Annotated in this window: 14 protein-coding genes and 1 tRNA gene; 6 read left to right on the top strand and 9 right to left on the bottom strand. The window is 43.0% G+C overall.

The window, feature by feature from the left end:
- Window positions 1-155: 155 nt before the first annotated feature.
- Window positions 156-1,751 carry a ferredoxin--nitrite reductase gene (locus DP116_RS06760; RefSeq protein ID WP_169154444.1) on the bottom strand — a complete coding sequence of 532 codons (1,596 nt, stop codon included), beginning with the start codon at window positions 1,749-1,751 and terminating at the stop codon, window positions 156-158.
- 395 nt (window positions 1,752-2,146) lie between these two features.
- On the opposite strand from DP116_RS06760, the gene DP116_RS06755 reads away from it, so the two are divergent.
- Entirely contained in the window at window positions 2,147-3,358 is a 1,212-nt protein-coding gene (locus DP116_RS06755) for a HEAT repeat domain-containing protein (protein WP_422614248.1), read from the top strand.
- A 62-nt stretch (window positions 3,359-3,420) separates the two neighbouring features.
- Here DP116_RS06755 and DP116_RS06750 read toward each other — a convergent pair whose 3' ends face one another.
- The 7 genes from DP116_RS06750 to DP116_RS06720 form a co-directional block, all read right to left on the bottom strand.
- Window positions 3,421-3,771 (bottom strand): DUF5615 family PIN-like protein, encoded by a 351-nt coding sequence (locus DP116_RS06750; protein WP_169154458.1) that lies wholly within the window; start codon window positions 3,769-3,771, stop codon window positions 3,421-3,423.
- A gap of 14 nt (window positions 3,772-3,785) precedes the next feature.
- Entirely contained in the window at window positions 3,786-4,040 is a 255-nt protein-coding gene (locus DP116_RS06745; protein WP_211173130.1) for a DUF433 domain-containing protein, read from the bottom strand.
- An 89-nt stretch (window positions 4,041-4,129) separates the two neighbouring features.
- Window positions 4,130-4,681, bottom strand: a complete 552-nt coding sequence (locus DP116_RS06740; protein ID WP_169154442.1) for a 5-formyltetrahydrofolate cyclo-ligase — start codon at window positions 4,679-4,681, stop codon at window positions 4,130-4,132.
- A gap of 77 nt (window positions 4,682-4,758) precedes the next feature.
- The gene (locus DP116_RS06735; protein ID WP_169154441.1) at window positions 4,759-5,703 is read right to left on the bottom strand and encodes a GDP-L-fucose synthase family protein; all 945 of its coding nucleotides are present in this window, start codon (window positions 5,701-5,703) and stop codon (window positions 4,759-4,761) included.
- Between the two features lie 22 nt (window positions 5,704-5,725).
- Complete coding sequence (gene gmd, locus DP116_RS06730) at window positions 5,726-6,805, bottom strand: GDP-mannose 4,6-dehydratase (protein ID WP_169154440.1); 1,080 nt, start codon at window positions 6,803-6,805, stop codon at window positions 5,726-5,728.
- 591 nt (window positions 6,806-7,396) lie between these two features.
- Window positions 7,397-8,149, bottom strand: coding sequence for an undecaprenyl-phosphate galactose phosphotransferase family protein (locus tag DP116_RS06725; RefSeq protein WP_169154457.1), 753 nt, complete (start codon window positions 8,147-8,149; stop codon window positions 7,397-7,399).
- A gap of 315 nt (window positions 8,150-8,464) precedes the next feature.
- Window positions 8,465-9,607, bottom strand: a complete 1,143-nt coding sequence (locus DP116_RS06720) for a glycosyltransferase (protein WP_169154456.1) — start codon at window positions 9,605-9,607, stop codon at window positions 8,465-8,467.
- A 376-nt stretch (window positions 9,608-9,983) separates the two neighbouring features.
- On the opposite strand from DP116_RS06720, the gene DP116_RS06715 reads away from it, so the two are divergent.
- Entirely contained in the window at window positions 9,984-10,919 is a 936-nt protein-coding gene (locus DP116_RS06715; RefSeq protein ID WP_169154439.1) for an NAD-dependent epimerase/dehydratase family protein, read from the top strand.
- 464 nt (window positions 10,920-11,383) lie between these two features.
- On the top strand, window positions 11,384-12,616 hold the full coding sequence (locus DP116_RS06710; protein ID WP_169154438.1) for an MFS transporter: 1,233 nt from the start codon (window positions 11,384-11,386) through the stop codon (window positions 12,614-12,616).
- A gap of 45 nt (window positions 12,617-12,661) precedes the next feature.
- Here the strand turns inward: DP116_RS06710 and DP116_RS06705 are convergent.
- Window positions 12,662-12,735, bottom strand: a tRNA-Arg gene (locus tag DP116_RS06705).
- Window positions 12,736-12,769: 34 nt separating this feature from the next.
- Between DP116_RS06705 and moaC the strand changes: the two genes are divergently transcribed.
- The 3 genes from moaC (at window position 12,770) to DP116_RS06690 (ending at window position 14,078) form a co-directional block, all read left to right on the top strand.
- Window positions 12,770-13,276: a cyclic pyranopterin monophosphate synthase MoaC gene (gene moaC / locus DP116_RS06700; RefSeq protein WP_169154437.1), complete on the top strand. Its 507-nt coding sequence runs from the start codon at window positions 12,770-12,772 to the stop codon at window positions 13,274-13,276.
- A 119-nt stretch (window positions 13,277-13,395) separates the two neighbouring features.
- Window positions 13,396-13,653 carry a 2TM domain-containing protein gene (locus DP116_RS06695; protein ID WP_169154436.1) on the top strand — a complete coding sequence of 86 codons (258 nt, stop codon included), beginning with the start codon at window positions 13,396-13,398 and terminating at the stop codon, window positions 13,651-13,653.
- A gap of 113 nt (window positions 13,654-13,766) precedes the next feature.
- A complete protein-coding gene (locus DP116_RS06690) occupies window positions 13,767-14,078 on the top strand; it encodes a DUF3181 family protein (protein ID WP_169154435.1) in 312 nt (103 codons plus the stop codon).
- Window positions 14,079-14,227: the final 149 nt, after the last annotated feature.

The raw sequence follows: 14,227 nt of genomic DNA, 5'->3' as shown, positions 1-14,227 counted from the left end.
AAATTTGGGGGCAATGGTGCAATTGCCCTGAAAAACATTCAAGTGGCTGAATTTTTGGTGAAGCCTGTCCTTATTCCTTAGGTCATTTATAACACTGAGTGACTAAGGACAAATAACGACCATAAGGAATAAATGTGCAAATTGGACGCGTAGCTTTAAACTGCGGCTGGTTCTCGTAAGCGTGCGCCAAAATGTGAAATCAGAAGTTCTTGCAAGACTGGTAGCAAGTCTTCGCAAGGAATACCTTTAGTGATACAAGTTCCTAATTGTGCCTCCTTGCCAACTTTGCCACCCATGTAAATATCAACCCCTTCCAGAGTTTTACCATTTTTGCGAACTTTAGTTCCCATTAAGCCAATGTCTGCGACTTGTGGCTGTCCGCAGGAGTTTGGGCATCCTGTCCAGTGAATTCGCACAGGACGAGTGAGTTCTAACTCTGCTTCCAACGCCTTTATGGTTTCTAAAGCGCGGTTTTTGGTTTCAATGAGGGCAAAGTTGCAAAATTGTGCGCCTGTGCAAGAAACGAGCGATCGCGTCAGCAAAGTGGGGTTAATGGTAAATTTGTCAAGTACCGGTTCGGTTAAAAAAGTTTCCAGCAGTGAATCACCAATATTGGGGATAATGACGTTTTGTTCAACCGTGAGACGGATTTCGCCACTGCCGTAAACTTCTGCCAGACGTGCTATTTCAAACATATCCTCGGCAAACAACCGACCGACCGGAACGTGCAACCCTACGTAGTTCAATCCTGGTTGTTTTTGTTTATATACCCCAACGTGGTCGCGTTTTTCCCAATCAATTTCATCCCGTGCTGCTGCGCCCAGCAACGACTTACCAAACCGTTGTTCAACTTCTGTACGGAACTTTTCGATTCCCCATTCGTCAATTAACCACATCAGGCGGGCTTTTTGCCGATTTGCGCGTAAACCGTGATCACGAAAAACTTCCAAAACGGCTCTACACAAAGCGACGACATCCTCTGGAGGAACCCAAACATTCAGGGGTACAGCCGCCTCACAGCGCTTAGCAGAAAAGAATCCACCGACAAGGACATTGAAGCCAAATAGTGGGGATGAGGGAGTAATTTCTTCCCCTGCTCCCCTTGCTCCCTGTGCTTCCTTAAAAGCGGGAACGAAAGCTAAATCGTTAATTTCGGCGTGAACTGAATTGTCCCGTCCACCAGTAATCGCAATATTAAATTTCCGTGGGAGGTTGCTAAACTCGGAATTGCCTTCACCTCGGTTGGTGACCATGTCTTGAATTTGTTGTACCAACTCTCGCGTGTCAAACAACTCATCCGCATCTAACCCAGCGACTGGATCGCCTGTAATATTGCGGACGTTATCCATCCCTGACTGCACACTGGTTAAGTCAACTGCACGAAGTTTCTCAAAGATCTCTGGTAAATCTTCAATCCGGATGCCTCGCAGTTGGATATTTTGTCTGGTAGTAATGTCAGCGTTACCATCATCACCGTAACGTTGAATCACTTCAGCTAACACACGCATTTGCTCGCTTGTGAGAATACCATTAGGTATCCGCATCCGCATCATAAACTTGCCTGGAGTGACTGGGCGAAAGAATACACCCACCCACTTGAGCCGATGATCTCGGTCAGTTTCGTCCATCGCCTCCCAGCCAAGAGAGGCAAACTTTTCTATTTCTGCCTTAACGGCAAGACCATCTTTTTCTGCCTTGAATTTCTCAAACTTGTTTAAGCTGGCTGTGGTGGTAGTTGCTAAGTCTGTCATGAAGCTCAACTCGGTTGCAAATTAGTAATTCCAGAAAAGTTTTAAAAGTCGTTGCTCAATATCAATTTTTCAGCTTCTAACATCCTGTTTTTCTAGATTTGTGAGGTATATAGTAGAGAAAGTGTATTTTTTAGTGTTTACATACTTGTTAAAAAAATCTCTTTGTGCACCCTTTATGTTCCTCTTTACCTTAATATTGCAAAGCGATCAAGATCGTATATTTGGTTACTAAATTTTCTCTATATTGAGGAAAAGACATCAAATTGATACATTTTTTGCATAAAAATAAGCACACAAGGGACGTAAAGCGCTTGTCAACGGCAATCTTGAGCAGCCCTTGAACTTAAGTGCCAAGTAAAATCAATTTGGCATGACTATTTGGGAATTTGCAGATTGTGAACAACATCAATCAGCTTCTGGTACAAGCGCAGGCGGCATACAATGCAGCTAATTGGTCATCACTGATTCAATGCTTACAACAGTTGACTCAACAACAGGACTCAGAACATCCAGAGATACTGAAAAATCAAGAACATCTCTTGGAATTAGCACTTCAGGTTCTCGAAACTGGAGATTTTCAGCAACGCTGGGAAATTGCCAAAGTGCTGACAAGTCTGGGAAATATTGTCATCCCTCCCCTGATAGATATATTAAAAGATGAAGACGCAGAGGAAGAGTTGCGTGCTTATGCAGCACGCATTTTGGGGGATTTGAAAAATCCAAATGCCATTCCGCCTCTGGTGGAATTGCTAAAAACTAATGAAAGTGATGAACTTATGAAGATAGCAGCCACTGCCTTGGGGCAAATGGGTTCACTTGCTATTGCCTCCCTGACAGAACTTTTAGCCCAAGAACAGACACGGCTATTAGCAACTCAAATGCTTTCTTACATCCGGCAAAAAGAAACAATCGCACCTTTGTTGAGCGTAGTGGAAGATTCACAAGTTGCTATCCGTGCTGTGGCTGTTGAAGCACTGAGTAGCTTTCACGATCACCGCGTCCCACCAGTGCTTATCAATGCTTTGAATGATGTTGCTGCCCCAGTGAGGCGAGAAGCAGTCGTTGGTTTGGGTTTTCGTCCTGACTTACGTGAAGCACTAAATTTGGTAGCAAGATTGCAACCCAGGCTTTCTGACATTAATCAAGATGTTTGTTGTGCCGCAGTAGCTGCCCTTTCTAGAATGGGTGGTGAAGCTGCAGCACAGCAATTATTTCAGGTTTTGGTGTCCCCTAATATACCAATTCAGTTGCAACTGGAAGCCATCCGCGCTTTAAGTTGGGTAGGGACATTATCGGGTTTGAAGTATTTGCAACAAGCACTTTATCAACTGCAGTTCCCCACGGTATGGCAGGAAATTGTTACCGTTTTAGGGCGAGTTAGTGATACAACGTTAACTGACAAAGCAGCAGAAATTTTGCTGGAAATGTTGCAACAAAACCATCCGGGAGTTGAAATTGGCAATATTAAAAGTGCGATCGCTCTCTCTTTAGGACAGTTAGGCAAAAAGCAGGCAATAAATCCATTAACTCAGATGTTGGCAGATGAAGATGCTCAAGTGAGACTACATGCAAGCGCTGCATTGAAGAAGCTATCGTTCACAACGTAGGTTGAAAGTAGACAAGAGGTGGCGATCGCGATAGCTTCGCTGCAGCATAGCGGCAGATCGCGTTACTCTCGTATGCGAATTCTATTTGCTTCAACAATGAATAACTTGCCTTGATAATGTTCCATATCACCGTGGTTAGACAAATAATCCACCAACCTCTGCATCAGTAGAGGAATGATTTCAGGATGATTCCGAAGTTGGATCGAAATAATACCCCGATAATTACCAGGAAGATACCTGACAATGTCAGCAAAATCTCCATTCAGTGAAACTAAAATTGCATCCAATTCCTGTGCTTTGGCAATCACAATTTCATCAGGAGACTCGATTGGAATATAGTCTTTCAAAATCAACACATCATAACCGTTATCCCGCAAAAACTGCCCAATGGAAGCCGGAACGCATTGATCCATGAAAAACGTCAAGCTCACGATGCAACCGTCTCAAAATTTGCCAAATCACGCGCATAATCGAGACATGCCAAAATCTGCTCTTTTTGTAAATCTGGAAATTCTTGGAGAATCTGATCATCGGTCTTACCAGCAGCCAAATAGCCCAAAATCAGGCTGACTGGAATGCGCGTTCCCTTAATCCTTGGCTTACCTCGAAGTACATCAGAACTACTCACAACATGTTCACGCCAGTTAATCGGCATTTTGGTTAACCTATCACTGAAAGTCAAAAGTGAACTCTTGTATTGTAAACGAACTGATTAGAGGGTAGGGGTGAAAAGACGGTTCGGATTTTTGCAATCAAATTTCTGCAAAAAATTTATTGATAAACAAGAGCTATTTCTGTACATACACCTTGCAATGGTTTATCCCAAGTATCAATGGGGATCTCAGGCAAATAAGCAAATTCAAACACAATACCTATAGTTGGCTTGTTGATCCATTCCGGAGAACTCAGCATGCGGTCATAATATCCCCCGCCATAACCCAAGCGATATCCTTGGTAGTCGCAAGCAACACAGGGAACAAAAATTAAATCAACGTCCGCAGAAGCTATAGTTGGTGCATCAGGATGAGGTTCCGTGATACCATAAATACCGGTTATTACGGTGTCTTTATGTGTCCAAATATGCCAGTCAAGCGACTGACCAACACAGCGAGGGAAACCCCAACGATGAGAGGAATCTGTAAATAATTGGCTCAGATCTGGTTCTTGGCGAAAGCTGAAATAAGCGAGTATTGTTTTTGCTTGGTTAAATTGGGGAGAGTTTAAAAGGTTTTGGCAGATAAGCTGACTCTTATGTTTCCAGTCTGTTACGGATAAAGATTGACGTGTTTTGAGCAGCGATTTGCGTAACTCTGTTTTTCCCATCTGAAAACCTAGTTCCAAAAACAAATAAATAAGGTGAGCAATGCCCACCCTACAATTAATTAGTATTTTGACAACGATTAAGCAGCGTTTTGACGCCACCACTCAATCGTGTTCTTCAACCCTTGCTTGAAGTCTACTTCAGCATTAAAACCAAAGGCTTTTTTAGCTCGTTCTGTATCTAAACAGCGACGCGGTTGACCATTGGGTTTGTCGGTTTCCCAAACAATTTCGCCGTCAAACTCCATCAATTCACAGATGAGATTGATTAAGTCACGGATGGAGATTTCATAACCTGTTCCCAAGTTAACGGGTTCAGCGTCGTTGTAAAATTGAGTCCCCATCACAATACCCCGCCCCGCGTCTTCTGAATACAAAAACTCGCGGGTAGGACTACCGTCACCCCAAACTGGGAGTTTCTTTTCTCCCTTTATCTGTGCTTCATAAACTTTGCGAATCAACGCTGGAATGACGTGAGAACTTCTAGGATCAAAGTTATCTTCTGGTCCATACAGATTCACAGGTAGCAGGTAAACACCATTGAAGTCGTATTGCTGGCGGTAAGCTTGCAGTTGGACTAAAAGAGCTTTTTTTGCTATCCCGTAGGGAGCGTTGGTTTCTTCTGGGTACCCATCCCACAGGTCATCCTCTTTGAATGGGACTGGGGTAAATTTGGGATAAGCGCAGATTGTACCAACGCAGACAAATTTTTCTACTCTGGCTTGATAGGATGCATGAATCAACTGAGTTCCCATTATCAAGTTGTCATAGAATAATTCAGCAGGTTTCTCACGGTTGAGACCGATACCGCCGACGTGAGCTGCTAGGTGGATAACAATGTCTTGTTGATCCACTGCTCGTTGGCAATTTTCTAGGATGCGTAAATCGCAGTCATGCGATCGCGGTACCGTAATTTTATTCTCAGTGGCTCCTGCCTTACACAGCTGGTCTATGACTTGACGCCCCAAAAAACCAGCTCCACCAGTCACGAGAATCCTTTTGTCCTTGAGTTCTAAGGCGTTCATATTTTTTTCCTCGCGGTGTAGATCACAAGTGGAGCGCACCCAATTCTTGCCGAATCATAGCATTATCCTTGAGGACTTTTGCTACCTTACCATTTGGTGAAGTCAGTCCCAATGCTTGAAGGTCAGCTTCTACCATGATAGCTACCAGTTGCTCAAATGTTACCGATAGCTTCCAACCCAACTTTTGCTGCGCCTTGGTAGAATCACCAACTAACAAGTCTACCTCTGCTGGACGGAGATAGCGCTTGTCAAACTCCACATAGTCTTCCCAGTTAAGGTTGACATAACCAAACGCTAGTTCGAGAAACTCTCGTACTGTATGAGTTTCACCTGTAGCAATGACGTAATCGTCAGGCTGCTCCTGCTGAAGCATCAACCACATTGCCTTGACGTAATCCTTGGCATAGCCCCAGTCTCGCTTGGCATCAAGATTACCCATGTAAAGTTTTTTCTGTTTGCCAGCAAAAATTCTGGCAACTGCCATAGTAATCTTGCGGGTGACAAACGTTTCACCTCGTCTTGGTGATTCATGGTTAAAAAGTATTCCATTACACGCAAAAATATCGTAAGATTCACGGTAATTTACTGTTTGCCAATGAGCGTAAACCTTAGCACAAGCGTAAGGACTACGGGGATAAAACGGTGTGGTTTCCTTCTGTGGGATTTCTTGTACCAAACCAAACATTTCCGAAGAACCTGCTTGGTAGAACCGAACTTGGATACCTGTGCGATGCTGGTAGTCACGAATTGCTTCTAACAAACGCAGCGTTCCCATCCCGACTGAATCCACTGTGTACTCAGGAGAATCAAAGCTTACCCGTACATGCGATTGAGCACCCAGATTGTAAATTTCTACTGGTTGAACTTCTTCCAGAATGCGGCGCAATGTGGTACCATCTGTCAAGTCGCCATAGTGTAGAAATAACCGCACTCCCTCTTTGTGAGGGTCTTCGTAGATATGATCTATGCGGTCAGTGTTGAAGGTGGATGTCCGACGTATTATACCATGAACTTCATATCCTTGCTCTAGCAAAAACTCACTCAGATATGAACCATCTTGACCGGTAATACCAGTAATCAACGCTCGCTTCTTTTGCGTCATGCTTTCTTATCCCTTGTCGTGACTGAATAGATGAATACTACAGGCGACCCTGGTACAACCTAACAGGTATTTGCTTAATTTTCCAACCGGGAACTTACAAGTTCTAATTTGCAGATGCATCCACACATGCGTAAATCTGCCGAAACATTAGTTGACGACTAGATTCTCTTACCCTATACAGACTGTTTTACCTGATTCTGTCATTTTTCGTTATCTTTACACAAAATTTATATATCACTGATTTATTTTAAAATTATCTTAAAATAAGAGAAAATTTAGTGAAGTGGCTATTGAGGCTCAACTCAACAGTCAAATTGCCCCTATAGAACAGTGTCTCAGGAAAAAATCGTAATTCATAATGACAACTTCAATTACGAATTACGAATTTTTCATCACGACATCATTGTCGCGAATTTAATTTGCAATAACAAAACGACTACAATGCTTCCGAGCATTAGCTTGTCAATTTTGACAGTGTCAGCACAAAAGGTATCGTAGGCATACACATAGCGTCTCCAAAGGAGATAGCTTGGTACGTAGAGCGTTAGCCTGTGCCCCAGACAAAGTGCCATACTTTTGGTTTTGAATTGTTTAGTATGCTCCATTATCTTTGGGCATAATGACAACACCAATGGTTTTAAAAATTATCCACAAATCTAACCAAAAATTTCTGAACTTGGCATAATGTAAGTCTATTTGAACCCGTCGAGGATAGGGAATATCATTACGTCCGGAGACTTGCCACAATCCAGTAATTCCTGGTTGGATAGTTAAAATTTGCTCTATGTGACAACCATACTTAGGTAACTCTTCTGCAACTAGAGGTCTTGGACCGACGACACTCATGTCTCCTTTTAAAACATTCCAGAACTGAGGAAATTCATCCAAGCTAGTCATTCGCAAAAAACGACCTATTTTCGTAATTCGCGGGTCGTGCTTGAGTTTAAAATTTGCCTCAAATTCTTGCCGCATATGAGGAGATGTTTCCATCATTTGCACGAGAATTTCGTCGGCATTGGTTACCATTGTTCGGAATTTAATACAATTAAAAGGTTTGTAATTTTTCCCAACCCGTTCCTGTATATAAAAAATTGGACCTTCTGAACTTAAAGCAATCAGCAAAGCCAAAATTAAGTACACAGGGGAGAACAGAATTAGTACCGACAGGGAAAAGAAAATATCGAACAGTCGCTTGGTAAACTCTCCGTTTAAAACCTGAAAAGACAGACCTTTCGTTTGAACTCTAGGTGTCTTTTTCTGTTGACCGCGTTTGAAGAAAAGCCGTGATCCTCTGTATGTTGTTGAAGTGTTTGTCTCAACAACATCTGCCCGTTTCCAGGGCAATAAGGCAGCCACATTTGTTGCAGTTGAGCGTAAAGACGCTCTATGCGGTTGTGCAGAGCGCAGTGCCCTAAAGGGCGATCTCCCGCTCAACGTTAACCGAGGTGCATTTAGTTGTGTCCGTCCTTCAGAAGAGCGGACGCTGCTGGAAAAACAGCGCCCAGTCCCGGGCTTACTACGCGATCGCTTCCCGGAGAGGAGTGAGCTCTGGGCAGTCATCATACTCCTTAACAATCCACACCACACATAGTCCCAATCTTAAAGCTAAAAGGAGGTGCTTCTGGGGTCAAATTTCCAAAAGCCTGTAAAACAAGACCATCAATCAGGTGATGGTCTTGTTTGTATACACTTATTTAGAAAGTCAAGATAGCGCTGTGCAAACATTTGCGGGGAAAATTGAGCAGCGTGCACTCGCGCATACTCAGGATTCAATTTTCCTTGATAAACTTCAAATTTTTCTATTGCGTCTACTAATGCCTCCTCTGTTTGCTCTTTAAAAAAGATACCAGTTCCTTGCTCGCCGTGTTCGCGTAGATCTCGCACGGTTTCTAAAGCACCACCAGCACCGTAGGCAATCACCGGAGTGCCGCAAGCCTGCGCTTCCACTAAAGCAATGCCAAAATCTTCATGAGCTGCATAGACAAAACCTTTGGCATTAGCCATATATTTTTTTACCACATCATCGGGTTGCCACCCGAGTATTTGTATATTTGATTGTGCTATCCTCCGGATTTTTCTCATCTCTGGTCCTGTTCCAATTACTACTAAAGGTAGTTGCAATTTATTAAAAGCCCTGATTATCAAAGATACTTGTTTGTAACTCACCAACCGGGAAACGGTTAGATAAAAATCTTCTTTTTGAGGCAAGAAAGGAAGACTCTCAATATTCACTGGCGGGTAAATGACTGTTGCTTCTCTTCGATAGCAACGCCAAATACGACTCGCAGTGTGTTTTGAGTTAGCAATAAAGTAATCAACACGATTCGCACTCAACACATCCCACTGACGCAGACGATGCAGTAAATACCGCGTCATCCACCCAGGTATACCACTTCCCAACTTGCTCTGTTGAAGATAATCGAAAGTCAAGTCCCAAGCATAGCGCATGGGGCTATGACAGTAGCAAATATGTAACTGTTCGGAAGTGGTTAGAACTCCTTTCGCTACAGCGTGGGATGAAGATAAAATGACATCATATGCTCGTAAATCTAGCTGTTCTATTGCTAGTGGCAACAAGGGCAAATATTTTTGTACACCATTACGGGCAAAAGGAAAGTGTTGAAGAAACGTTGTGCCAATCTTCCGCTGGTATAAGTAACTTTCCGAGTGACTGGATTCAAAATCGATGAGGGCGTATAAATCAGCATCGACGTGGTTAAGAATTTCTCGCACAACGAGTTCTGAACCACCAGTGGCTTTCGGTGTTAACCATTCATGAACGAGGGCACATTTCAAGGGCACAGCTAACTGTAGTTGGTAGAGAACACGCAAGGCGGGAGTTAGAGGTTGCTTTACACCAAACAGTATTCCCAAAGGAATCGGAAACGCCCCACTTCTAGCTAAAGACGTAATCCTTTTTTAGGAGGTTCCTGCAGAATACCGCAAACTGATAACCTCAATATGGGGACAAAATACTAGGTATTGAGTCTTAGGGCGCGGATTTTTTTTGCAATCCTCACCCCTACTTACCAGTCTCTAGTACTAAGCGACGGAAATAAGCATACCATTTCACAAAATATCAAAAGCCCTTATGTTCAAGGTTTTTGAATTTGGAATGAGTGAATTCCGTAAAACGGTCATAGTCCCTTCATCAAGCAACTTAAGATCGGGAACTAGTATGCGAATTTTAGTTATGGGTGGCACGCGGTTCATTGGTGTTTATTTAACCAAATTATTGGTTGAACAAGGACATTCAGTTGTACTATTTAATCGTGGAAATCGTCCTGCACCAGTTGAGGGCGTAGGACAAATATGGGGCGATCGCACTGATGCTGCCCAGTTAAAAGAAAAATTATCATCTGTAAATTTTGATGCCATTTTTGACAATAACGGACGAGAACTTACTGATACTCAACCATTAGCAGAAATTTTTCAAGACCGCGTAGAACATTTTGTGTACATGAGTTCTGCTGGAGTTTATCTCAAATCAGACCAAATGCCTCATGTAGAAGGGGATACCATCGATCCCAAAAGTCGCCACTTAGGTAAATATGATACGGAAGCTTACCTAACACAACAGGGATTGCCCTTCACCTCAATTCGTCCCACCTACATTTATGGTCCTCTGAACTATAACGATTTAGAAGCCTGGTTTTTTGACAGAATTGTGCGTAACCGTCCCATTCCTATCCCTGGGAACGGCTTGCACTTCACTCAATTCGGTCATGTCAAAGACTTAGCAACAGCAATGTCCAAAGTTCTGGGCAATCCTGTTGCACTCAGACAAATTTACAATGTGTCTGGCGATCGCTTCGTCACTTTTGATGGTTTAGCCCGCGCCTGCATCGTTGCGGCTGGCAAATCTCCCGATGAAATCAAAATTGTCCATTACGAACCGAAAAAATTTGATTTCGGTAAGCGCAAAGCTTTTCCTTTGCGGGTGCAGCACTTCTTTGCCTCGGTGAATAAAGCGAAAACAGAATTAAACTGGCACCCTGAGTATGACCTGATTTCTGGACTCAAAGACTCTTTTGAGAATGATTATCTTGTCTCTGGGCGAGATAAACTAGAAGTTGATTTTTCTCTGGATGAAGAGATTCTGCAGTCTCTTTAGATTTCGTCAGGTGCACAGGTGTCAACAAGAAGGGGTGTAAGGGTATAAGGGTGTGGGGGTATGGGGGGTAAGAAATCAAAGAATTGAGTGGGAGATCACAAAAAATGTTCCTAATTTTCTCCCCTACACCCTAGTTTTGGTCAAGTTATTCTTGGTGTTTGTGAGGTGGGCATATTGCCCTCCACACCCTCACACCCTGTCTCAAACGTGGTCTATATACCTGAAATCTGAAATAAGTTTGTCAGCGCCAAGACAATAATAAATGTTACACTTATACTTGAGTTCAGAATCAAAGATTGCATCGTACACAACCCAACAGCAAATATTCAAGTACTTTTTTTGACACAGGGGAACCAATTCGTAAATGACTGAACTTGATACTTTTTGAAGAACGAGTCATGATTGTATTTCATTGTATTTGCTGGTAAAAGATTAAACAAAAACACAATTAATAAGCATCTGCTGTGAATATGTCTCGCACAATCAATATCCAATTGCAAAGCAACCTGCTGATTTTATTTGCAGCAGGTTTGTTATTCTGGTGCAGCATGGCTTCATTGCTGCCAACGCTACCACTGTATGTTGAGTCTGTGGGTGCAACAAAGCTGCAAACTGGGATTGTGATGGGTAGTTTTGCCATCGGACTGTTGTTATTTCGCCCTTTGTTAGGACGCTTGGCGGATTGGCGGGGTCGTAAAATTGTGTTGCTCATTGGTACGCTTGTGGCTGTCATCGCACCGCTTGGTTACTTGTCAGTCAAATCAATTCCCCTGCTGATATTAGTGCGTGCTTTTCATGGTATTAGCATGGCTGCTTTTACCACTGGTTTTAATGCGTTGGTGGCTGACATCGCTCCCTTAGAAAAGCGGGGTGAAATCATTGGCTACATGAGCTTGGTTAATCCATTGGGAGTAGCAATTGGACCAGCTTTAGGCGGATATTTGCAAGCCGGAGTCGGTAACCAAATTTTATTTGTGATCACTGCTGAATTAGCTTTTGTGGCGTTTTTGGGTCTGTTGACAATCGTCAATCCACCACTGATAACAAACCAGCAAGCCAATACTAAAAATAGTCAATTTTGGCAAGTTTTGTTTAGTCCCAGAGTGAGAATTCCAGCGATCATCATGTTGCTGGTTGGTTTGGCTTTTGGTGCTTTACACGTTTTTATCCCGTTGTTCATGAAATCAACTGGGGTGGATTTAAATCCAGGGTTGTTTTATACAGCAGCCGCAGTTGCTAGTTTTGGCGTCAGGCTGTTCACTGGAAAGGCGAGCGATCGCTTCGGTCGTGGTTTATTTATTACTATCAGTCTAGTTTTTTACACACTGTCACTCTCGGTTCTATGGCTAGCAAACAGTGCTGCTGCTTTCTTATTTGCAGGAATTATTGAGGGCATTGCTTCTGGCACTCTGATTCCCATGATTGCAGTTTTGATGGTGGATCGAGCCCACCCTTATGAACGGGGGCGGGTATTTGCTATGTGTCTGATGGGCTTAGATGTAGGGATTGCGATCGCAGGTCCAATTCTTGGTTATGTTGCCGATTATCTTGGCTATAGAGATATGTTTGGTCTATGCGCTAGTTTAACTTTCTTAGGCGTTGTCGTCTTTTTGACTTTTTCTGGCAAAGATTTATCTAGTTCCGTGCGCTTTGCTCTTGGGCGCGGTCGAGATGTTTATGCATTGAAAGACACGTAGACATATAAACAAAGAGAGACACGAAAGTTCGTGTCTCTATAATAACGGGCGAGGAGGGATTCGAACCCCCGACACCGTGGTCCGTAGCCACGTGCTCTAGTCCACTGAGCTACACGCCCTTACCGACATCTAATACTAACACACTTTTTTGAAATGACGCAAGAAAATTTTGAAATTTTCTCCAACAACTTGAGCCATCTAGATAATCAGGGTCAGGCTCAGATGGTGGATGTGTCTGGAAAAGCGTCCACCGTTCGCCAAGCTGTCGCTGCAGCCAGAGTCCGAATGCTACCAGAAACCTTCGCCGCCATTCAAGCAGGGAATGCTCCAAAAGGGGATGTGTTAGGAACCACGAGACTAGCTGGGATTATGGCGGCAAAACACACAGCTTCTTTGATTCCCTTATGTCATCCTTTACCATTACAAAAAATCGAAGTACAGGTAACACCATGTCCAGACTTACCTGGTTATCAAATTGAAGCAACAGTCAAGACCAAAGCAGAAACTGGAGTCGAAATGGAAGCCTTAACCGCCGTTTCTGTTGCAGCTCTTACCTTATATGATATGGCGAAAGCCTTGGAAAAGTCGATTCAAATTGAATCGATTAGGTTGATTAGTAAAACTGGGGGGAAATCAGGAGATTATTGCCAGTCAGATTGATGTACTGTCCGAATGGTTTAATTTTAGAACGATGAGATTTGTGGGGTGGACACTATCTTACTCCCAAAAATCATAAAATGAGTGAGAAAGCACTTTGTTAATATCTGTAACAAAAACTTATGCCTCCTCGTTGGCCTCGTAAACCTGATCGCAAAGACCCTGCTTACCGGAAATTAGATGACCGGATGAATTTTGCCATTCATGTGGCGATATTTGCCCTGTGTAATTCCGGTTTGTGGTTTTTCCATAACTTGAATATGATTACTTGGGAGTGGCTTCCTTGGTTGACAGTAGGTTGGATGGTCGTGCTATTGGGACATTTGATTTATATTTCGGCGATCGCCAATTACTCCGAGACACCACCTACATCCACCTGAAGACTGACCAGACAGACTAGGGCGATTGTAACTCGCGGTGGTAGAGTCAGTCTCAATATTTGAGCGATAATATATATAGAATGAGATTCCTCGCTTTATATAGGATTATTTATATGGCTAAGACTAACACTACAGAGTTACTGGAAGCCCTAGCAGCAGAAATAGGCGAAAACATTTATATAGATATTGCCAAATGGCATCTTTACTTATCGAATGCCAAGTTACATACTATAGTCGCAGAGCGAGTGTATCCCTTAATTACTGCTAGTAAATCTGTGGAAGAAGACGAAGTTATACAAGTTTTACAATCTATTCCAGTTAAAATTGGTGGTGGCAGAAAAGAACTTCCCTTGATTGATTTACTACCGCAGCAATCCCAAGCCAACCTAGTAGATATTTTAAAAAGATTTCAGCAAGACATATAGTCTTACTACTTACTCGGCTTGTCTGACAACTTAATTTTTTCGCGACTTCATAAAAAATAATAATTCACCTTGACTACTCTCCTGCCTAAAGGCCAGGAGATTCTAAAATGTTACGGAGCGGTGCGGGTTCACCCCACCGCTCCGTATTT

Source organism: Brasilonema bromeliae SPC951, assembly GCF_012912135.1.
Taxonomy (GTDB): Bacteria; Cyanobacteriota; Cyanobacteriia; order Cyanobacteriales; family Nostocaceae; genus Brasilonema; species Brasilonema bromeliae.
This window is presented reverse-complemented; position numbering and strand designations above follow the sequence as displayed.